Here is a 19,938-nt window from a genome sequence, read left to right as displayed (position 1 = left end):
CTTCTAGCCTAGAGCACCCGGGCAGGCTTGGCCGGCCTGCCGGTGCCCGCCTTTGGCGGAGCCAAAACTTCCGTCTTCGCAGTGAGCGCCTCCAGATGCAGAACGCGCGGCTGCAAGACTTCCATGTAGATTTCCGACCGGCCGATATAAATAATCGTCATATCGGGCAGGTCGGCCAGCAGGTTCGTCAGCGTCGACTGCCATTCCGGCTCCAGGCCTTCGAGCACTTCGTCGAAAACCACCCAGCGCGGGCGGGCCAGGAGCAGACGGGCGAAGCCGATTGCCTTCTGTTCGTCTGCCTCCAGGATCTTGTCCCACCGGGCCCGCGTGTCGAGCCGTCCTATGAGGTGGTGGAGACCGGCCTTTTCGAGTGCTGCCTTGACGGCATCGTCCTCGTAGGCCGTTGCCGGTTCAGGGAAGGACAGGGCTTCACGCAGCGTGCCGCCCGGTATATAGGCCACTTCCGGAACGAACAGGATGTCCTTGGCGGGCGGCAGCCCTATCTTGCCGTTGCCGCAGGGCCAGACGCCGGCGAGTGCCTGGAACAGCAGTTTGCGGTTCACGTTGTGATCGCCATTGATCATGACCTTCTCGCCAGCCTTGATCGTGACATCCTTCTCGCGGACGGCAAAGCCGCCGCAGTAATCGACTTCCTCTCCGAGCTTGGCGGCGATCCTGACATTCTTGAGGGTCAGCGTATCGGCGTTATCCTGGTAGGCAATTACATTCTTCGGATTGAGCGGCTCGTCGATCCCCTGCAGGGCATAGCGGAAATCGGTCACGCGCATCAGCGTGGCACGCCATTCGGCAATTGGGCCGAAATTGGCGACATACCAGCGCAGTGCCGTGTTCACTTGGTTGAAGGCGCCAACCGACATCATCAGCTCGCCGAAGGTCAGGCTACCCGAGAAATAGGCCGGAGCCGCGACGATGATCGGGATGACGATGACCAGCCAGCCGTAACCGGCCGAAACCCAGGTCAGGTTGGTGGTCGCCATCGTCAGCCGCTTCAGGATGGCAAGGACCGTGGTGATGTCCGTATTGATCCGTTGCCGTTCGTTTTCCTCGCCGCGGGCGACGGTAATCGCCGGCAGATTCTCGTTCGCATGCATCAGCGAGAAGCGGAGCTCCGCCTCCTTCGAGAAGCGGTCGGCGTTCAGTTTCACCAGTTTCCGGCCGACGATCTGGCTGAGGATGGAGGCGGATGCAGCATAGAAGACCGCAGCCCAGACCATGTAGCCCGGGATTGCAAAGGTGTAGGTGCGGAAATGGAAGACGAAGCCGCTCGAAAGCTCCCAGAGGACACCGATGAAGCTGACAAGCAGGATTGTCGACTGGAGAAGGCCGAGCGTCAGGCCGGTGGTGCTTTCTGCGAGATTGCGGGCATCTTCATGCAGCCGCTGGTCCGGGTTGACGCCGATCAGGCCCGATGACGCGAGGCGCAGCGCACGCTTGCGCTTCAGCCACTGATCCACGAGGTCACGGGTCAGCCCTTCGCGCATATAAAGCGCGGTCATCTGGTTGAGCCATGCCTGACCGACGTTCAGCAGCAGCAGCGAACCGGCAATTAGCGCGAAGACCTGAAGCTGATGAAAGAACTCGCCGACGTCGCGGCGCTGCAAGGAATCGTAGAACGGCGCATTCCAGCGGTTCAAGACGACCTGACCGTAGGCGGTCGCCAGGATCACACCGACCAGAATCAACGCGAGAATCAGAATCTTCCCGCGTGCATTGGAATCCCAGAATGCCGAGAACATCAGTTTCAGCCGGTATCCGAGGCTTAAATCGTAACCTACTCTATCCTGCGCTTGAATGCTCGGCCTGCCTTTGACCACTTTCATTGTGACTTCCTATGCGTACCACAGTCCCTGATTAACATGGTGACGCGTGCTGTCCAGCAACAGATTCTACCAGCCATTAATGCGTGAGTGACCCTAGCTCAAAGTACAGCTTGCGAATTCGGATTGATTCGTGTGTCTGCTAGCGCTATCTAAGAGACCTCGTGGTGATTTGGCCGGCCGGCTTGCAGCCACGTTAAATAAGTCGCTAAAGGGCCGCGTGCGGACCGGTAGCGATTCTTGTCGCCGCCGGTTTTTTATTTTGCCGGTACACATTGTTTTGATCGAGTAACCGCAATGCCCATCAAGATTCCCGATACGCTGCCCGCTTTTGAAACCCTCGTTCATGAGGGGGTCCGGGTGATGACGGAAACGGCGGCAATCCGTCAGGATATCCGCCCTCTGCAGATCGGACTCCTCAATCTCATGCCGAACAAGATCAAGACCGAGGTGCAGATCGCCCGGTTGGTCGGTGCTACGCCGCTGCAGGTGGAGCTCTCGCTGGTCCGCATCGGAAACCACAAGGCCAAAAACACTTCCGAAGATCACCTGCTTGCCTTCTATGAGACGTGGGAAGAGGTCAGGCACCGCAAGTTCGACGGCTTCATCATCACCGGCGCGCCGATTGAGACCCTCCCTTACGAGGATGTGACCTACTGGAAAGAGATGCAGCGGATCTTCGACTGGACGGAGACGCACGTCCATTCGACGATGAACGTCTGCTGGGGCGCGATGGCGGCGATCTATCACTTCCACAAGGTTCCGAAATACGAGCTGAAGGAAAAGGCCTTCGGCATCTATCGCCACAAGAACCTGAAATCCTCGTCCGTCTATCTCAATGGCTTCTCGGATAATTTCGAAGTTCCGGTCTCGCGCTGGACCGAGGTGCGGCGCGCGGACATCGATAAATCGGAAAGCCTCGAAATCCTGATGGAATCAGACGAGATGGGCGTCTGTCTCGCACATGAGGAAAGAGGCAAGCGGCTCTATATGTTCAATCATGTAGAATACGATTCGACGTCGCTTTCGGACGAATACTTCCGCGATGTGAATGCGGGCGTGCCTATCAAGATGCCGCACAATTATTTTCCGCATAACGATCCGTCGCTCCCGCCGCAGAACCGTTGGCGCAGCCACGCCCACCTGCTCTTCGGCAACTGGATCAACGAGATCTACCAGACGACGTCCTATAACCTCGACGAAATAGGCACCAAAATCTGACCGGCGGCCAGTGCCAGGTCGCGGGACGGCGTCGCTTTTGCATTTCGTGGTTGCGAGCCGCAGCAAATGGAGGCAGGTTCGGGGCCTGAACCCAACAGATTTGCGGATGGCAGACCATGGCTGAAAAGCTCGAACGGGAAGTTTTCGGAACGACGAAGGACGGCGAAACTGTCTACCGCGTCGAGATCAAGGGCGGCGGCCTGACCGCCAAGATCATGACCTGGGGCGCTGTCATTCAGGACCTGCGGCTTGAAGGTCACGACGCCCCGCTGCTTCTGGGGTTCGATAATTTCGCCGACTATCCGGCACACTCGTCCTATTTCGGCGCCACGCCCGGCCGCTGCGCCAACCGGATCGGCGGCGGCAAGTTCACGCTGGACGGCAAGGCCTATCAGCTGGAACTCAATGAAAAGGGTGTCTCGCATCTGCACGGCGGCAGCGACAACATCGCCAAGCGCAACTGGACGATCGTCGAGCACGATGTCGATCGCGTCGTCTTGAAGATCGTCGATCCGGACGGCCGAGCGGGCTATCCTGGCAACTGCACGGTCCAGGCGACTTACCGGGTGCACGGAAACGGCGAATTCTCGATCGTCTACGAATCGACCACCGATCAGCCGACACTCGCCAATGTCTGCCAGCACGCTTACTTCAATCTCGATGGCCGCGATGATGCGCTCGGACACGACATTATGATCGCTGCGGATCACTACCTTCCGACTGACGAGCGACAGATTCCGACCGGTGAGCTAGGTCCCGTCGCCGGCACGGCGTTCGACTTCCGCGAGATGGCGCCGATGGAGCGGTTCGAAGGCGGCGAGCAGGCGCTCTACGATCACAACTTCTGCCTCTCGAAAGAGCGCACTGCCAAGCGTTCCGTCGCGCTGGCGCGCAGCGTCAATTCGGGCGTCTCGCTGGAGGTGCGGACAACAGAGCCTGGCGTGCAGTTCTATGCCGGCTTCAAGCTCAATGTCGCCGTTCCGGGCCTCGACGGCCGCAAATACGGGCCGTTCGCGGGCTTCTGCCTGGAAACCCAGGTCTGGCCGGACGCCATAAATCATCAGGGCTTTCCGAATGCGGTGTTGCGCCCAGGCGAAGTCCTGCGGCAGGAAACCGATTACATCTTCACCAAGAATTGATCATAGGTCCCTGTCGCCTTTGAAACCCTCGTGCTTGTCACGAGGGTTTTGCTTTCCTGGTCTAGAATTATCTTGAAAATTGGTCCTAAACAGGTTCTATTATCGGCTTATGGATAGAACCAGTCTGGTGACGGAGCTCAATGCCCGCGGTCTGCGCGACGAGGCGATGACTGGCCCGCTTTACAAGCGGTTGGCCCTGGCGCTGACCGGCCTTATCCAGGAAGGCCTTCTTAAACCGGGTGCCGCCCTTCCCGGCGAGCGCGATCTTGCCGAAGCCCTCAAGCTCGGGCGCGTGACGGTACGAACCGCCTATCGTGATCTGATGAGTTCCGGCACGCTGGAATCTCGCCATGGCAGCGGTACGTTCGTTTCGAGCAAGGTCGAACGCATGGAGCAACCGCTCTGGCGTCTTTCCTCCTTCTCCGCCGATATGCGCTCGCGCGGCCGCTCGCCGGCGGCAAGGATATTGTCGCGTGCGATCACTTCGCCGTCGCCGGAAGAAGCTTTCCTGCTCGGACTCGCACAGGAGGAGCCTGTTCTTCGTCTCGACCGTCTCAGACTCGCGGATGGTCAGCCACTGGCGATCGAAAGGGCCGTTGTGCCGCTCAAGTTCCTGGACGACAATGCCGGTGACGAGGGATCGCTCTACGATGCACTGGCCGCAAGCGGGCACAAGCCGGTGCGGGCGCTGCAACGGCTGACAGCTGTTACGCTCGATCCTTCCTCGGCCTCGATGCTGAACGTGAAGACCGGTGCACCGGCGCTCTTGATCGAACGGATTTCGCGCCTGGAAGACCAGCGCGTCGTTGAATACACCCGCTCGCACTATCGTGGCGATGCCTATGATTTCGTCGCCGAATTGAGAATTGGAGATGACCTATGAGTGAGAACCAGTCGCTGATGCTGCAGGAGTCGGGCCAGTCGCCGGACGTCGCCGCGACGATGCTGCAGAAGGAGAAGCCGGTCTTTGCCGAAATCGCCAAGCTTTTCTCCTCGGCAAGGCCGAGCGTTGTTACGACTGCCGCACGCGGCTCTTCCGACCATGCCGCGACCTTCTTCAAATACCTTTTCGAGATCACCTGCGGCGTTCCCGTCGCCTCCATCGGCCCATCGATCGCATCCGTCTATGGCGCGCCCCTGCATCTAAAGGGCGGCGTCCATTTCACGGTTTCGCAATCCGGGGCCAGCCCGGATATCGTCGCCCTTCAGGACGCTGCAAAGCGCGGTGGCGCGACGACAATCGCCGTTGTCAACGTCACCGACAGTCCTCTTGCCAAGCAGGCCGACATCGTGCTGGGGCTGAATGCGGGCGCAGAAAAGAGCGTTGCCGCAACGAAGTCCTTCATTGCCTCGGCAGCGGCGCTCGCCGGTGTGACGGCCGCAATCGCCGGCACGGCCGATTTGCAGGCATCGCTGGAGAAGCTGCCGGAGGCGCTGTCGGCGACCGCAGGTATTGATACTGCAGCCGCTGAAGACGTGCTCTTCAATGCGACATCGCTTTATACAGCGGGCCGCGGCCCGGCATTTGCGATCGCGCTCGAGGCGGCCCTGAAGGCCAAGGAAACATCCGGCCTTCACGCCGAGGCCTTCTCGCTGGCCGAGCTGATGCATGGCCCTATGCGCCTCGTCCAGCCGGGTTTCCCCATCGTCGCCTTCGCGCCGGACGATGCCGCTTATGCCAACAACGTTCAGGCGCTGGAACGGCTGCAGAAGCTCGGCGCAACCACGGTGCCATTCTCGGCGCAGCCGCTTCCCGGCATCAATCTGCGCGTGCCGACGACGGGCAACGGTTTGCTCGATCCGCTGGTTTCGCTTCTCGTCTACTATCGCTTGATCGAGTCGGTAACGCGCCGCAAAGGCTTTGATCCCGACAGGCCGGCGAACCTGCTCAAGGTCACGGAGACCATCTGATGTCCCGCAAGATTTTCACCGGCGCCCGGATTTTTGACGGCGAGAGGTTTCACGACGAGAAAGCGCTGATCGTGGCCGACGGCCGCGTGGAGGGCATCGTATCGCGCAGCGAGCTGCCCGAGGGTGAAACCATCTTGCTTGACGGTGGCGTGCTTTCCGCCGGTTTCATCGATGCGCAGGTCAATGGCGGTGGCGGGCGGATGCTGAACGACGAGCCTTCGCCGGAATCGATGTACATCATCGCCGACGGACATCGTCGCTATGGCACGACGGCGCTGTTGCCGACACTGATCACCGATACGGCAGACGCGACGGCGGCGGCGATCGAGGCCGCGAAGGACGCGGTCAAGACAAATCGCGGCGTCGCCGGTCTTCACCTGGAAGGTCCGCATCTCGCGCCGGCTCGCAAGGGCGCCCATCTGGCCGAGCTGATGCGTCCCGTCGAAGACAAGGATGTCAAAGCCTTCATCAGGGCTCGCGAAGCGATCGGCACGCTGCTTGTAACGATGGCCGCCGAGCAGGTGACGGTCGCGCAGGTTCGCGAACTGGCCGAAGCCGGGGTCATCGTTAGCATCGGCCATTCGGACTGCACCAGTGAGCAGGCCGAAGAGCGTTTCGATGCCGGCGCGCGGGGTGTCACCCATCTCTTCAACGCCATGAGCCAGTTGGGCCATCGCGCTCCCGGTCTGGTCGGCGCCGCGATCGATCATCCGTCGACGTGGTGCGGGATCATTGCCGACGGCCATCATGTCGATCCGAAGGCGCTGCGCACGGCGTTGCGTGCCAAGCGCGGCGAAGGCAAGCTCTTCCTCGTTAGCGATGCAATGTCGCTCGTCGGATCCGACAAGGACAGTTTTACATTGAACGGCAGGACCGTTCATCGCGAAAGCGGCAGCTTCTGCTCCAAGGTGGTACTGGCCGATGGAACGCTTGCCGGCTCGGACGTCGATATGGCTTCCAGTATCCGCTATTGTGTCGCCTATCTGGACCTGACGCTTGCCGAAGCCCTGCGCATGGCGACGCTTTATCCGGCGCGCTTCCTGCGTCTCGAAGGGTATGGCCAGCTGTCGCCGGGATACCGCGCCGATCTCGTCCACCTGACCGACAAGATCGAAGTTACGGCGGCCTGGATCAGCGGGGAGAGGAAATAGCGATGACGGCGATCACCAACGCGTATTTTACCAACCTGATCGAGCGGCTGGGGCAACTGAAGTCCACGCTCGAAGATCCGATGCGTCAGGCGGCTGCGGCAATCCTCGATGCTGCACGCAACGACAAGCGCGTTTACGTGTTCGGAACCGGCCATTCGCACATGCTGGCGGAAGAGGTGCACTATCGGGCCGGCGGGCTCGCCTTCACGGTGCCCATTCTCGTCGGCTCTGCGATGCTGCACGAGGGGGCAGTCATCAGCTCAGTCTACGAGCGCACTCAGGGCCTCGTGCGGCCGGTCCTGGAGCGATACGGCGTGCAGCCAGGCGATGTCGTCATCATTGCTTCGAACTCGGGCGTGAACGCCGCGCCGATAGAGGCTGCGGATTACGCACGCGAGATCGGGGCGAAGGTGATCGCAATCACCTCGGTTGCCTATTCAAGCGCGATTGCCAACGGGCGGCGGCGGCTTGCGGATACCGCCGATATCGTGCTGGACAACGGCTTGCCGCCGGGCGATGCGGTTCTTGCTCTCACGGGCACGGACATCAAGGTCGGGCCTGTTTCCACGGCCGTCGGTGTGACCGTTTTGAATGCGATCTTCGCGGAAGTGGCATCGGAACTTTCGAAGTCCGGAGATGCGCCTATTTATCTCAGCGCCAATATGCCGGGTGCGGCCGAGGTCAATCAACGGCTTGTCAAGAAGTACCGGCCGCGCAATCCTCACCTCTGAGAGAACAGGCCGGCGTTTGCCGGCCTTTCCATGTCAGGCGACCTGCGGGCGCCAGGCGATCATGCCCTCGGTGCGGGCGCGCACCTCGGGCGGGGCGAGACAGGAGGCGACGACCTCATAGCCCGGCGTTCCCGGATAGGGCGCGACGAAGAACGGCGGGCTGTGATTGGGCGGGCAGAGGATGATCGCCTCTTTCGGTCCCATCGCGTTCAGATCAAGGATCACCGAAGAACGGGTCATTAGAAAAAGCGGTTTTGCCTCGGCGCTGCGGCGGCGCAGCCAGGCAATTACTGCTTCCTGGGAGGCCTGCTCCAAACCCTGCTCGACCATATCGATGACATGGATGGTCGAGGCGGCGGACTGCAGCGCAACGACGAGCGCCTTCAGCGCTGGGGATATCGTCGCTCCATCTTCTGCAAGCCATTGCAGTATCTCCTCGACCTGCTCCTTGAGCGCGGCATCGGCGTCCAGCCGGGCGTGCGCTTCTGCGGCTTCGTCCTGCAGGCGGTCGAGGCCGAGGAAACGGGCATCGGGCAGGTTTTCCGCAATTGCGTGGGCGAGGCGGGTCTTGCCGCTACCAAGCGGGCCGGTGATGAAGGTCAGAGGCCGGATCTCGCGCAATTCGAATTCTTCACCGCCCCAGGGCCACGGCAGGCGGAACGGTACACCGATGGCAGGCGCCGGCTGCATCAGGCGGACTAGCTCGCCTGCATTCGGCATGCGGCCGATGGTGATGTCGGCGCGCAACGCGCGGACCTTGTCGACGGCTCCGGCGAGTTCAACGATGCGGTTTTCGAGTGTCGCCTGATGGGCAGCAAGGGCTGGCTCCAGCGATTGCGGATCGCCCTTCAGAACGCGGCCGATCTGCGACAGGCTGAGGCCGAGGGCGCGCAGGGCTACGATTTCGGCGGCGCGTGCCATCTCGGCGGGACCATAAGTGCGCCATCCCGACGATGTGCGGACGGGCACGATCAGGCCGCGCTGTTCGTAAAGGCGCAGGGCCTTTTGGGAGATGCCGAGCCTGCCGGCAGCTTCGGACGGGCTTAGGAACTGTGCGGAGTAACTCACGAATCACCTCTTTGTTCGTTGACCGCATCCTTATCGGGGCGGTCCCAAGGGCCGGGTCAACCGGTTATTCGCGGAATTCCGCCGTCAAACGAAAACGGCCCGAAGCAGGTGCTTCAGGCCGTCCGAATTTCCAAAAAACCGATGCGATCAGTTCTTTGCGCGCTCAACGTAGGAGTTGTCTTCCGTGGCGATGACGACGCGCGTACCTGCGTCGATGTGCGGCGGCACCAGGGTGCGTACGCCATTCGAAAGGATCGCCGGCTTGTAAGAAGAGGAAGCCGTCTGGCCCTTGACGACCGGCTCGGTCTCGACAATTTCGAGCGTGACATGGCGCGGCAGTTCGAGCGCCAGCGGAATGCCTTCGTGGATCGACAGAATGCAGGTCATGCCTTCCTGGAGGTAGGCCTTCTGGTCGCCCATGGTGTCGACATCGACGACGACCTGGTCGTAGGTTGCCGGGTTCATGAAGTGGAAGCCTTCACCGTCTTCGTAGAGGAACTGGAAGTTCACGTCTTCGACGAACGCACGCTCGACCTGCTCGGTCGTGCGCCAGCGTTCGGAAACCTTCACGCCGTCGACGATGCGGCGCATGTCAACTTGAGTGACCGGCGTGCCCTTGCCCGGGTGAAAGTTCTGGGCGGTGAGAACGACGTAGAGCTTGCCGTCCACGTCGAGAACGTTGCCCTTGCGGACGGAGGAGGCGATGACCTTGACCATAAGACTTCCTTGTAACTCGGCATTCGGCGTCGTAGAGGATCTGCCGAAGTATCCCCGGGAGACGCAAATTTGTTTTTCGTTGGGGCGCAACTATCCTAAAATCCGGCAAAACGCCACCCCCGCGTTGACCGATACGGCGAAGAAAGCTTTGAATGAACCTGACGAGCGGCAAAGCGTCTCCCTGGTGGACACCCGGCGTCCATGCGGATCGCCGCCCTTTCCTGATCGGGCGCAATGCGATCCAGGCGGCGGTGCGCGGCTACTTCGCAGGCGAGGATTTCATCGAGGTCGATACGGCGACGCTGCAGGTTTCGCCGGGGAATGAGGCGCATCTTCACGCTTTTGCGACACAGGCTCTGACGACGGACGGGCAGGCGGCGCCTTTCTACCTGCACACATCGCCGGAATTTGCCTGCAAGAAGCTGCTTTCGGCGGGCGAACAGCGCATCGCTTGCTTTGCCCATGTCTACCGAAACCGTGAGCGCGGCCCGCTCCATCATCCCGAATTCACGATGCTGGAATGGTATCGGGCCGACGAAAGCTACGAAACATTGATGATGGATTGCGTGCGGCTTCTGGCGCTTGCCGCCGAGACCGTCAAGACGCCGAAGCTGACCTACCGGGGCGCCGAAGCCAACCCATTCGCGGGGCCCGAGCGTATCACTGTCGCCGAGGCGTTCGAGCGCCATGCGGGCATCGATCTGCTTACTTCGGTCGCGACCGACGGGTCGACGGATCGGGAGCATCTGGCTTCCGAACTGCGGCGGAACGGCATGCGCGTTTCGGCCGATGATGCCTGGGCGGACCTCTTCAGCCGCGTGCTCGTCGAAAAGATAGAACCGCATCTCGGCTTCGGCCGCGCGACCATTCTTGACGAGTATCCGGTATCCGAAGCAGCGCTCGCCCGTCCTTCGGCCCGCGATCCACGGGTTGCCGAGCGTTTCGAGCTTTACGCCTGCGGCGTCGAGCTGGCGAACGGCTTCGGCGAACTGACGAATGCAACCGAGCAGCGCCGTCGCTTCGAAATCGAGATGGCCGAGAAAGCGCGCATCTACGGCGAGCGTTACCCGATCGACGAGGATTTCCTCGAGGCGCTTTCGATTATGCCGGAAGCCAGCGGCATCGCGCTGGGCTTCGACCGGCTGGTGATGCTCGCCACAGGTGCGTCGCGTATCGATCAAGTGCTCTGGGCGCCTGTCGCGGAGTATGGCCGATGAATATCGTCCGGCCGGTCAAAAGCGTCGATGACCTGGCGAATGCCGGGTTGATCGCCGAGCGCGACCGGTTGGCCCTGGAAGAGGTCGCCGCCCGATATGCGATCGGCCTGACGCCAACCGTTGCCAAGCTGATCGATCGCGCCGATCCGGCTGACCCGATAGCGCGTCAGTTCATTCCGGATGCCGCCGAACTTGCCATGACCCCTGAAGAACGCGCCGACCCGATTGGAGATCATGCGCACAGTCCGGTGGAAGGCATTGTGCATCGCTATCCGGACCGCGTGCTCCTGAAGGCCGTGCATGTGTGTCCGGTCTATTGCCGCTTCTGCTTCAGGCGGGAGATGGTTGGCCCCCAGGGGCTCGGGACGCTGGATCCGGCGGCAATGAAGGCGGCTTTCGAGTACATTCGCAGCCACTCCGAAATCTGGGAAGTCATCCTCACCGGCGGCGATCCGCTGATCCTTTCGCCCCGCCGCCTCGAAGAGATCATGTGCCAGCTCGCCGCCATCGATCATGTGAAGATCATCCGCTTCCACACGCGCGTGCCCGTCGTCGATCCGCAGAGGATCGATGCGGCCTTGATCGCATCGCTGAAGGCGAGCGGCAAGACGACGTATATAGCCCTCCATGCCAACCACCCGCGCGAGATGACGAGCGAGGCGCGCGCAGCCTGCGGACGGCTGGTCGATGCCGGAATCGTCATGATCAGCCAGTCCGTGCTTCTGAAGGGCGTCAACGACGATGCGGCCGTTCTTGCGGATTTGATGAAGACCTTTGTCGAGACGCGCATCAAGCCTTACTATTTGCATCATCCCGACCTTGCGCCTGGCACCAGCCATTTCCGGCTGACGATCGAAGAGGGCCAGAGGATCGTCGCTTCGCTGCGCGGCCGTATCTCCGGCCTTTGCCAGCCGACCTATATCCTCGACATCCCCGGTGGTTACGGGAAGGCGGTGATCGGAGAGAGTTCTATCCGCAAGACGGCGGACGGCTGCTTTTCGGTGTCGGATTACGCCGGCGGAGAGCATGTCTATCCGCCCGCCGAATAGCAAGATTCGAGACGGAAACGTATCATTTCCGTACTTTCAGCTCGCAACGGAATCTCGTCGTCTACGGCAGGAGCTAAAGCTAAGTATCTGTAGATCAAAAAATAAAAGCCATCGCCGCCAAGTGCTTGCTACAATTTTAAGCGCGAATCTTCCTCATATTTAACCAGACCAATTAGCGGAATGTTTTGTTTTCCGGCCTAAGAGAATGCCCATGATGAAGGCGAGTCCTCGCCGGCTCGGGATCATGACAATCTTGGAGGTTTTAAGGATGAACAAGACAATCCGCGAACTGCTAGCCAAATTTGGCAAGCTTCCTGTTTCCATCGACCAGGTTGCCGACGATGCCGATCTTTACGCGGCCGGTCTTACTTCCTTTGCCTCTGTGCAGCTCATGCTCGGCATCGAAGAAGCCTTCGATATCGAATTTCCCGACAATCTCCTGAACCGCAAATCCTTTGCCAGCATCTCCGCCATCGAAAAGACGGTCGATCTGATCAAGGATAGCCGGAAGGTCGCGTGATGAACTTCCAGGTCAAGATCAAGGAAGAAAGCTTCGCGGCGAGAGCCGTGCGCGTCGCCGAGATTGCGGCCAAATACGCCGATATCGTCGACGCCGAAGGCCGTTTCCCGCGCGAAGCGGTCGATGCGATGAAGGCCGAACGCTTGCTCGGCATTCAGGTTCCCCGCCACCTGGACGGCGAGGGTGCGACGACAACGGAAATCGCCGAACTCTGCTCCATTCTTGGCCAGGCCTGCGCCGCGAGCGCCATGGTATTCGCCATGCATCACATCAAGCTTTCAAGCCTCGTCGAGCACGGGGTCGAGAGCGCATGGCACGCGAGCTTCATGCAGCGCATCGCGACAGAACAGCTGCTGATCGCCTCGGCAACGACGGAAGGTGGTATCGGCGGCAATCTGCGCAACAGCATCTGCGCTATCGAAGTCGACGGTGACACCTGCCGCCTCGAAAAGGACGCAACGGTCATTTCCTACGGCTCGCATGCCGACGCGATCCTGATCACCTCGCGCAGCCATCCGGAGGCCGCATCCTCGGATCAGGTTTTGACTGCGTTCTTGAAGGACCAGTACACGCTCGAGCGCACGCATGTCTGGAATACGCTCGGCATGCGCGGCACCTGCTCCGATGGCTTCCTGTTCAAGGGCGAGGCGCCTGCTGTTCAGATCCTGCCGAAGCCTTTTGCGGAAATCGCCGCGCAGTCGATGCTTGCTTCTTCGCATCTCCTCTGGAGCGGGGTCTGGTATGGCATTGCTGTCGATGCCGTCTCTCGCGCGCAGGCTTTCGTCCGCGCCGCGGCGCGGAAATCTCCGGGTGCTCCGCCGCCGGGGGCGCTGCGTCTCGCAGAAGTTTCCAACCTGCTGCAGATGGTGAAGTCGAACGTCGTTGCCGGCCTCAAGGCCTATGAAGACGCCAAGACCGATCCCGACAAGTTGTCGTCGATGGGCTTTGCGGTCGCCATGAACAACGTGAAGATCGCCTCGTCGGAAACGATCCTTGAGATCGTCAACCACGTCATGCTGATCTGCGGCATCATGGGCTACAAGAATGGCACGCCCTTCAGCGTCGGCCGCCATCTGCGCGACGCCCATTCCGCGCAGCTGATGATCTCGAATGACCGCATCCTCGGCAACACGTCGAGCATGCTTCTCGTCCACAAGCAGGACACTAGCCTACTGGGGTGACTCACATGGATATGCAGACCTCGTTTCTGGACCGGCTTTTCGAATCCGGCCTGCTGATTGATACCGGCGTTGACGGGCTTTACGGCCGCAGCGGCCAGTTCGAAGACGTGATCACCGCCTTCGAGCGCCTGATCGATAAATTCGGCGGCGCCGATGGCGCGGAAGCCATGCGTTTCCCGCCCGGCATGAACCGCGCGATTTTTGAAAAGAGCGGCTACATGAAGAGCTTCCCGCAGCTCGCAGGGACGGTGCACAGCTTCTGCGGCAGCGAACTCGATCACATGAGCCTGCTGCAGTGCATGGAAGTCGGAGACGACTGGACGAAGGGCCAGGAAGCGACCGAGATCGTGCTGACGCCGGCGGCCTGCTATCCGCTTTATCCGACGATCGCCAAGCGCGGCAACCTGCCGGCCAAGGGCGGTCTCTTCGACCTGCAATCCTATTGCTTCCGCCATGAGCCCTCGAAAGATCCGGCCCGCCAGCAACTCTTCCGCATGCGCGAATATGTCTGCATGGGCACGGAAGGCCACGTCACCGAATTCCGCCAGCGCTGGATGGACCGCGGCGTCGAGATGATGAAACAGGTCGGCCTCGAGGTCATCATCGATGTCGCCAACGACCCGTTCTTCGGCCGCGCCGGCAAGATGATGGTCAACAACCAGCGCGACCAGAACCTGAAGTTCGAGCTCTTGATCCCGATCACCTCGACGGCCAAACCGACCGCCTGCATGAGCTTCAACTATCATCAGGACTCCTTCGGCCAGAAGTGGGGTCTCAATCTCGAAGACGGCAGCGTCGCGCATACGGCCTGCGTCGGCTTCGGCCTCGAGCGCATCGCGCTTGCGCTCTTCCACCATCATGGCCTCGACGTGAAGGAATGGCCGGCCAGCGTGCGCAAGGCGCTCTGGGGCTGAGTCGTTCGATGTCATCCGTCTTCCCGGCCGTCCGTCCCGATGGCTACCGCCAGCATGCGCTCCATTCCAGCGAGCGCATGTGGCCTGAAACCAACTGTTATGCCGATCTCTGGATCGAAGTCCTGAATACGCTCGGGCTGCCGCCGGAAGCGATACTGGGCTTTACGCTGACGCAGGATTTCGAAGGGGATCAGTTCACCTTCTTCAAGGTGCCGCTCGAAGACCTCGAGGCGCTTTACGGCATTCGCGTCAGCGAACTTGCGATCTTTGATCGCGTTGAGCGTCACGTCGAAACGCAGATTGCGCGCGGCCGTCTCTGCCTGATCGAGATGGATTCGTTTTATATGCCCGACACGCAGGGCACGGCGTATCGTAGCGAGCACGGCAAGACGACGGTTGCGATCAACCGTCTGGATGTGGCGGGCAAGCGGGTCGAGTATTTCCACAACGCCGGCTATTTTCAGCTTGAGGGGGAAGATTTCGACGGCCTCTTCCAGATGCATCTGGAAAGGGAAAATCCGCCTTTCCTGCCCTATACCGAATTCGCGAAATTTCCGGAGAGATTTTCTGGCGAGAAGCATATCCGCGACGTGTCGGACCGGCTTTTCAAAGTGCATTTTTCGCGCCGGCCGGCTGAAAATCCAATCCGCGCTTTCGCCAAGCAGTTTCCGCAGCAGGTGGAGGCTATCGCTGATCGCCCCTTCGGTTTCTTCCACAAGTATGCCTTCAACACGCTGCGCCAGTTCGGCGCCAATTTCGAGCTGGCCGCGGACCATCTTGCCTGGCTGTCGTCGGGAAAATTCACCAGGGCGGAGGAAGATGCGCGGCGGATTTCCGAAGTGGCGAAGTCTGTGCAGTTCCAGCTGGCTCGCGCAGTGACGCGCAGAAAGTTCGAGCCGTTGCAGACGGCACTTGATCCCGCGGCGGATGCATGGGATTCCATGATGACTTCGATTTCCGAGCGGCTTTGATACCGGGGGCTTGAGCATGCGGGGGCGATTGGCGAGCGTGGGCGCGGAAGAGGCCCCGCTCACCGAAGGTTGGAATTTGGTTCTGACGGAACCTGGGGCGTGCGCAACTCCGCGCGACATTCCGCCGTCTTCCCAGTTCATTGCCGCGCCCGTTCCGGGAACCGTGGCCGAAGCGCTGGAGCGCGCCGGTCTCTTTGATCGCGAAAATCCCGAATCCCTGGAGACGAAAGATGCCTGGTACGTCTGCAGGCTCTTCGACGCCGAGCCCGGTGATGCCATTCTTCGTTTCGATGGGCTTGCGACGCTCTGCCATGTCTTTCTGAACGGCCAAGAAATCCTCTCTTCCGAGAGCATGTTCACCGCCCATGAAATCCCGGTCACGCTGGCGGGCGGCGATGATCTGGCCCTCTGCTTCCGCGCGCTCGGTCCTCATCTGGCCGATTCTGGCGCTCGCGCTCGCTGGCGTCCGCAGATGATCACGCCACAAGGCCTCAAGAATTTTCGCACGACACTGCTCGGCCATATGCCTGGCTGGTGCCCAGAAATTCATGCCGTCGGTCCATGGAGGCCGATTACGCTCGTCCGCCGCAACGCGGTTTCGATCGACAATGTTTCGATCCGGGCCGTGCTGGAAGAGAGCGGAATTGGCCGACTCAGCGTGTCGCTGCACACGGATGCGGAAGACCCCGTGATGCTGCTTCGCTGCGGCGGGGTCGAGCAGGGCTTCGAGAAAGTCGGTGACAACCACTATTCGGCGATCATCAAGTTGCCGGAAGTTCAGCGGTGGTGGCCGCATACGCATGGCACTCCGCATCTTTACGAGCTGACGCTTGTTTCAGACGGCGTTGAGTATCCGCTCGGAAAGACCGGCTTCCGGTGTATCGAAATCGATCGGGGTGCCGATGGCGAGGGTTTCGGCCTGCTGGTGAATGGCGAGCCCGTCTTCTGCCGAGGTGCGGTCTGGACGACGGCTGATATCGTGCGCCTACCGGGCACGCGGGCAGACTACGAACCCTTCCTGCGTCTCGCCGCCGACGCCGGCATGAACATGATCCGCATCGGCGGGACGATGACATACGAAACGCCTGAGTTCTTCGAGCTTTGCGACGAACTCGGCATCCTCGTGTGGCAGGACTTCATGTTCGCGAATTTCGACTATCCGCGAAACGACAAGGCGTTCACCAGCCATGTCCATGCAGAGGTCGAGCAGTTTCTTCATAGCGTCCAGGCTTGCCCGTCTCTGGCGGTCCTTTGCGGCGGCAGCGAGATCTACCAGCAGGCGGCGATGCTTGGACTGCCGCGGGAATTCTGGAATGGGCCGCTCACGGAGGACGTCATCCCGGCGATCGCGGGGCGCATGCGACCGGACGTTCCTTACGTGCCGAACTCGCCCTGTGGTGGCCCGATGCCGTTCTCGCCGAATGCCGGTGTGACGCATTATTACGGCGTCGGCGCCTATATGCGTCCGCTGGAAGATGCGCGACGTGCCGATATCCGCTTTGCCGCCGAAAGCCTCGCCTTCGCGCATGTGCCGCAACAGAAGACGCTGCAACGGCATCTGGATGTTCCGGCGGTCCATAGTCCGCTATGGAAGGCCCGTGTTCCGCGAGACCGCGGCGCCTCCTGGGATTTCGAGGATGTCCGCGATTTCTATCTGAAGGAACTTTACGACGCCGATCCGGCAGCGTTGCGCCGCGAAAATTCGGAGGGCTATCTCGATCTGTCCCGGGCCGTCACAGGTGAGGTGCTGACGGAGACCTTCGCCGAGTGGCGGCGCAAGGCTTCCAGCTGCAACGGCGCGCTTGTCTGGACGCTGCAAGATCTGCTGCCCGGAGCCGGTTGGGGCGTCATCGATTCCACCGGAGAGCCCAAGCCGGTGTGGTATGCCATGCGCCGGGCCTTCCGTCCGGTCCAGGTGCTGTTGACCGATGAGGGCACGAACGGCCTCGACATCCATGTCATCAATGAAACCCGCGGAACCTTGGAGGTCGAGCTCGAAGTCGTCTGCCTGCGGGACGGCAAGCAGAGGGCTGTCGGCGGTAGCCGCGCGATGAACCTTGCGCCGAGGTCGAACGAAAGGATTCCGGCAACCGACCTCTTCGGTGCTTTCTTCGATACGACCTACGCCTTTCGTTTCGGTCCGCCGTCGCATGACGTGACCGTAGCACGGTTGCGCTCGGCTGACGGCCTGCTTGCCGACGCCTTCCACTTTCCGCTCGGACGATCAAAGGCGTTCCATGACGCGACCGTCGAGGCGAGGGCGGTAGTGGAGGGCGGCCATTGGATACTTGAACTGCAGGCCGATCATTTTGCGCAGTCCGTGCACCTCGATGTGCCGCACTATCGCGCCGCCGATGACTGGTTTCACCTAGCGCCAGGCATGGTCAAGCGCGTCAGATTGCATGCGCTTGCGAGTGCAACGGATGGTGAGGCACCATCCGGCGAAATCAGGACGTTGGGGAGTTCGCGTATTTTCGCGATATGACAGCGCGGCCGCGTTCCTCTTTTGGCGCCGTCTGGCGTGTGCCGACCTTCAGCGACACGGAGCGGACTTCCTGCAGGTAGAAGGTCTGTGCGTGCGCTTGGGTGAGATTATGATCGGCTTCCGGTATGATGCTCAGCCGCACGTTGCTGTAGCGCTTCAGATGCGAGCCTTCCTTGCCAAAGTGATCATTGAACTGCTCAAGTCCGGTATCACGGGCGGTATAGATCAGCGATACATCGACCTTGCGGGCTTTCAGGGACTGGAAAAGCTCGAGAATCGCATTCCTCTCTGGGGAGCGGAAAGGCAAGAAATCCAAGAGGGGGCGGCTGTGACGGATCGCCCGCCGTATGACAGACGTCGTGAAATTCTTGATTGCCCGTGGGCCGTCGATGTCGCCGCGCAGCAACCGCCTCAAGGTCTCAAGCTGCAGCAGCTTTAGGCCATATGTTTCAAGCGAACGCGGCACGTGGCGGAGCGACGCATCGACCGTGAGGCTGCCGTCCCAGTGAAGGACATAGGGGTTGGCGGCAACGAGACCACGGGAGCGTTTGTCCGAAAGGCTTGCCTGGAAAGCGAGATAGCCGCCGCTGCAACGGCCGACGAGCACGGCCGGCAGCAGTTTGCATGATTCGAGGAGATCAAGAGCCGCAGTGATTTCATCGTTCTGGCCCTTGAAATAAAGCACCTGCTCCGGCGCGCCCGGAGTGGGAGGACTATCGGCAACATTCGCGTTGTCGAAGCGCAGCGAGGGGATGCCGTCGCGGGCAAGTTCGCGTGCCATTTTCACGGAGGTGCGGCCCCAGCCCGCAGTCCGGTCGTAAGCGGTCGTCAGGATGATTGCTGTTGCACCGCGCCGCGGAGCCGTTGGCTCGCACAGGATGCCGTAGAGTTCGTTGGCCTTGCCGAAGCGCAGCGGCATCTCGCGGAATTCGGCGGTCGCCAGCGGCACTGGGGCCGGGCGCTGCGGTAGCTTCGACGCGCCGGCAATCGGCTTGGAGATCGATTCAACCCATTCGACAAGAGCATCGCCGGTCTCGGCGGGCATCGTTGCGATCGTCGGATTGAAGACGAGTTCGTCATAGCCGCGATAGACGACTTCCCGTGTGGCCGGCTGCAGTTCTCTTATATGAGCGGCAAAATCCTCGTCGGCGGAACGGTTCGGGCGCGTGAGCACGAGGCAGTTCGCGGCCTCGACCTTCGCGAGGTTCATGAGGTTGAGCTTTCGAACCTCGGCCGCGATCTCCTCCGGCATGCGAAGGCCGGCAATCGATACTCCCTGCGTTTCGCGCTGGCTCTCGGGAACGCCCATTCCATCGTCGATCATCTTCGACCAGACCGAGAGCTCACGCAGATAGAGCCGGCCCGAGATCGCCGGAGCCATCAATGCAACGCCGTCGACGCCGCCGAGCCTTTGCGCGAGCTCGAGAGCGACCGCGCTGCCGAGACCCTGGCTTACAAGAATGATGCTGTCGCAGCGGGAAAGCGACTTCAGCTGGGACGCAGCCTGCTCTGCCGTTTCGAGCCACACGGCCATGCCGCGGCTATGGTCCGTCACATCCAGTGCATCGCCGGTTCCCGCATAGTCGAACCGCAGGTTCGCGACCCCAGCTTCGGCAAACCCTTCCGCCAGGATGCGGAAAAACTTGCGGGTGCACATCTCCTCGAAACCCCAAGGGCTGACGAAGAGAACGGCGGTGGCCTTGCGGGCGGCCTGTCTGGCAGGAGTGTAAAGGCCGATCGTGCCGGCAAAGGTCACCGGCTCGGCTGCGAACACGGCAAGGTGGGTATTGGAGGGATTTTGCTCATTGAAATTCATCGTCATATC

The 19,938-nt window shown here is 60.9% G+C and carries 17 protein-coding genes and 1 riboswitch; of the genes, 13 read left to right on the top strand and 4 right to left on the bottom strand.

Annotation, left to right across the window (positions count from 1 at the left end):
• Positions 1-8 precede the first annotated feature (8 nt).
• Entirely contained in the window at positions 9-1,841 is a 1,833-nt protein-coding gene (locus tag HGP14_RS20650) for an ABC transporter ATP-binding protein/permease (protein WP_168831760.1), read from the bottom strand.
• 151 nt (positions 1,842-1,992) lie between these two features.
• Positions 1,993-2,070: riboswitch (SAM riboswitch) on the top strand.
• Positions 2,071-2,135: 65 nt separating this feature from the next.
• Here HGP14_RS20650 and metA point away from each other — a divergent pair.
• From metA to HGP14_RS20620, 6 genes are all read left to right on the top strand, one after another.
• A complete protein-coding gene (gene metA / locus HGP14_RS20645) occupies positions 2,136-3,059 on the top strand; it encodes a homoserine O-succinyltransferase (RefSeq protein WP_168831759.1) in 924 nt (307 codons plus the stop codon).
• 116 nt (positions 3,060-3,175) lie between these two features.
• A complete protein-coding gene (locus HGP14_RS20640; RefSeq protein ID WP_168831758.1) occupies positions 3,176-4,198 on the top strand; it encodes an aldose epimerase family protein in 1,023 nt (340 codons plus the stop codon).
• A gap of 109 nt (positions 4,199-4,307) precedes the next feature.
• Positions 4,308-5,081, top strand: a complete 774-nt coding sequence (locus HGP14_RS20635; protein WP_168831757.1) for a GntR family transcriptional regulator — start codon at positions 4,308-4,310, stop codon at positions 5,079-5,081.
• Positions 5,078-6,109: an SIS domain-containing protein gene (locus HGP14_RS20630; protein WP_168831756.1), complete on the top strand. Its 1,032-nt coding sequence runs from the start codon at positions 5,078-5,080 to the stop codon at positions 6,107-6,109. The genes HGP14_RS20635 and HGP14_RS20630 overlap by 4 nt, the downstream gene beginning before the upstream one ends.
• A complete protein-coding gene (gene nagA, locus HGP14_RS20625) occupies positions 6,109-7,260 on the top strand; it encodes an N-acetylglucosamine-6-phosphate deacetylase (RefSeq protein WP_168831755.1) in 1,152 nt (383 codons plus the stop codon). The genes HGP14_RS20630 and nagA overlap by 1 nt, the downstream gene beginning before the upstream one ends.
• A 2-nt stretch (positions 7,261-7,262) precedes the next feature.
• Positions 7,263-7,991 carry an SIS domain-containing protein gene (locus tag HGP14_RS20620; RefSeq protein ID WP_168831754.1) on the top strand — a complete coding sequence of 243 codons (729 nt, stop codon included), beginning with the start codon at positions 7,263-7,265 and terminating at the stop codon, positions 7,989-7,991.
• Positions 7,992-8,024: 33 nt separating this feature from the next.
• Here HGP14_RS20620 and HGP14_RS20615 read toward each other — a convergent pair whose 3' ends face one another.
• Both HGP14_RS20615 and efp read right to left on the bottom strand, forming a co-directional pair.
• A complete protein-coding gene (locus HGP14_RS20615) occupies positions 8,025-9,059 on the bottom strand; it encodes a MerR family transcriptional regulator (protein WP_168831753.1) in 1,035 nt (344 codons plus the stop codon).
• A gap of 147 nt (positions 9,060-9,206) precedes the next feature.
• On the bottom strand, positions 9,207-9,776 hold the full coding sequence (gene efp, locus HGP14_RS20610; protein WP_168831752.1) for an elongation factor P: 570 nt from the start codon (positions 9,774-9,776) through the stop codon (positions 9,207-9,209).
• Between the two features lie 152 nt (positions 9,777-9,928).
• Between efp and epmA the strand changes: the two genes are divergently transcribed.
• From epmA to HGP14_RS20575, 7 genes are all read left to right on the top strand, one after another.
• Entirely contained in the window at positions 9,929-10,993 is a 1,065-nt protein-coding gene (epmA, locus tag HGP14_RS20605) for an EF-P lysine aminoacylase EpmA (protein ID WP_168831751.1), read from the top strand.
• Positions 10,990-12,042 carry a lysine-2,3-aminomutase-like protein gene (locus tag HGP14_RS20600; protein WP_168831750.1) on the top strand — a complete coding sequence of 351 codons (1,053 nt, stop codon included), beginning with the start codon at positions 10,990-10,992 and terminating at the stop codon, positions 12,040-12,042. Before epmA ends, HGP14_RS20600 begins: the two co-directional genes overlap by 4 nt.
• Before the next feature lie 268 nt (positions 12,043-12,310).
• Entirely contained in the window at positions 12,311-12,562 is a 252-nt protein-coding gene (locus HGP14_RS20595; RefSeq protein ID WP_168831749.1) for an acyl carrier protein, read from the top strand.
• Positions 12,562-13,743 (top strand): acyl-CoA dehydrogenase family protein, encoded by a 1,182-nt coding sequence (locus HGP14_RS20590; protein WP_168831748.1) that lies wholly within the window; start codon positions 12,562-12,564, stop codon positions 13,741-13,743. Before HGP14_RS20595 ends, HGP14_RS20590 begins: the two co-directional genes overlap by 1 nt.
• Before the next feature lie 5 nt (positions 13,744-13,748).
• Positions 13,749-14,657, top strand: coding sequence for an amino acid--[acyl-carrier-protein] ligase (locus tag HGP14_RS20585; RefSeq protein WP_168831747.1), 909 nt, complete (start codon positions 13,749-13,751; stop codon positions 14,655-14,657).
• Positions 14,658-14,665: 8 nt separating this feature from the next.
• On the top strand, positions 14,666-15,628 hold the full coding sequence (locus HGP14_RS20580; protein ID WP_246704518.1) for a DUF1839 family protein: 963 nt from the start codon (positions 14,666-14,668) through the stop codon (positions 15,626-15,628).
• A gap of 16 nt (positions 15,629-15,644) precedes the next feature.
• Positions 15,645-18,113 carry a beta-mannosidase gene (locus HGP14_RS20575; RefSeq protein WP_168831746.1) on the top strand — a complete coding sequence of 823 codons (2,469 nt, stop codon included), beginning with the start codon at positions 15,645-15,647 and terminating at the stop codon, positions 18,111-18,113.
• Here the strand turns inward: HGP14_RS20575 and HGP14_RS20570 are convergent.
• Positions 18,076-19,929 (bottom strand): serine aminopeptidase domain-containing protein, encoded by a 1,854-nt coding sequence (locus tag HGP14_RS20570; protein WP_246704517.1) that lies wholly within the window; start codon positions 19,927-19,929, stop codon positions 18,076-18,078. The two genes, HGP14_RS20575 and HGP14_RS20570, sit on opposite strands and share 38 nt — an antisense overlap.
• Positions 19,930-19,938: the final 9 nt, after the last annotated feature.

The sequence above is a fragment of the Rhizobium sp. P32RR-XVIII genome, assembly GCF_012641395.1.
Classification (GTDB): Bacteria; Pseudomonadota; Alphaproteobacteria; order Rhizobiales; family Rhizobiaceae; genus Rhizobium.
Note: the sequence above shows the minus strand (reverse complement) of the source record. Positions and strands in the feature narration are given on the sequence as shown.

Excerpts from the sequence above, each read along its gene's own strand:
- HGP14_RS20650 (WP_168831760.1), bottom strand. The coding sequence starts at position 1,841 with ATGAAAGTGGTCAAAGGCAGGCCGAGCATTCAAGCGCAGGATAGAGTA.
- metA (WP_168831759.1), top strand. The coding sequence starts at position 2,136 with ATGCCCATCAAGATTCCCGATACGCTGCCCGCTTTTGAAACCCTCGTT.
- HGP14_RS20640 (WP_168831758.1), top strand. The coding sequence starts at position 3,176 with ATGGCTGAAAAGCTCGAACGGGAAGTTTTCGGAACGACGAAGGACGGC.
- HGP14_RS20635 (WP_168831757.1), top strand. The coding sequence starts at position 4,308 with ATGGATAGAACCAGTCTGGTGACGGAGCTCAATGCCCGCGGTCTGCGC.
- HGP14_RS20630 (WP_168831756.1), top strand. The coding sequence starts at position 5,078 with ATGAGTGAGAACCAGTCGCTGATGCTGCAGGAGTCGGGCCAGTCGCCG.
- nagA (WP_168831755.1), top strand. The coding sequence starts at position 6,109 with ATGTCCCGCAAGATTTTCACCGGCGCCCGGATTTTTGACGGCGAGAGG.
- HGP14_RS20620 (WP_168831754.1), top strand. The coding sequence starts at position 7,263 with ATGACGGCGATCACCAACGCGTATTTTACCAACCTGATCGAGCGGCTG.
- efp (WP_168831752.1), bottom strand. The coding sequence starts at position 9,776 with ATGGTCAAGGTCATCGCCTCCTCCGTCCGCAAGGGCAACGTTCTCGAC.
- epmA (WP_168831751.1), top strand. The coding sequence starts at position 9,929 with ATGAACCTGACGAGCGGCAAAGCGTCTCCCTGGTGGACACCCGGCGTC.
- HGP14_RS20600 (WP_168831750.1), top strand. The coding sequence starts at position 10,990 with ATGAATATCGTCCGGCCGGTCAAAAGCGTCGATGACCTGGCGAATGCC.
- HGP14_RS20595 (WP_168831749.1), top strand. The coding sequence starts at position 12,311 with ATGAACAAGACAATCCGCGAACTGCTAGCCAAATTTGGCAAGCTTCCT.
- HGP14_RS20590 (WP_168831748.1), top strand. The coding sequence starts at position 12,562 with ATGAACTTCCAGGTCAAGATCAAGGAAGAAAGCTTCGCGGCGAGAGCC.
- HGP14_RS20585 (WP_168831747.1), top strand. The coding sequence starts at position 13,749 with ATGGATATGCAGACCTCGTTTCTGGACCGGCTTTTCGAATCCGGCCTG.
- HGP14_RS20580 (WP_246704518.1), top strand. The coding sequence starts at position 14,666 with ATGTCATCCGTCTTCCCGGCCGTCCGTCCCGATGGCTACCGCCAGCAT.
- HGP14_RS20575 (WP_168831746.1), top strand. The coding sequence starts at position 15,645 with ATGCGGGGGCGATTGGCGAGCGTGGGCGCGGAAGAGGCCCCGCTCACC.
- HGP14_RS20570 (WP_246704517.1), bottom strand. The coding sequence starts at position 19,929 with ATGAATTTCAATGAGCAAAATCCCTCCAATACCCACCTTGCCGTGTTC.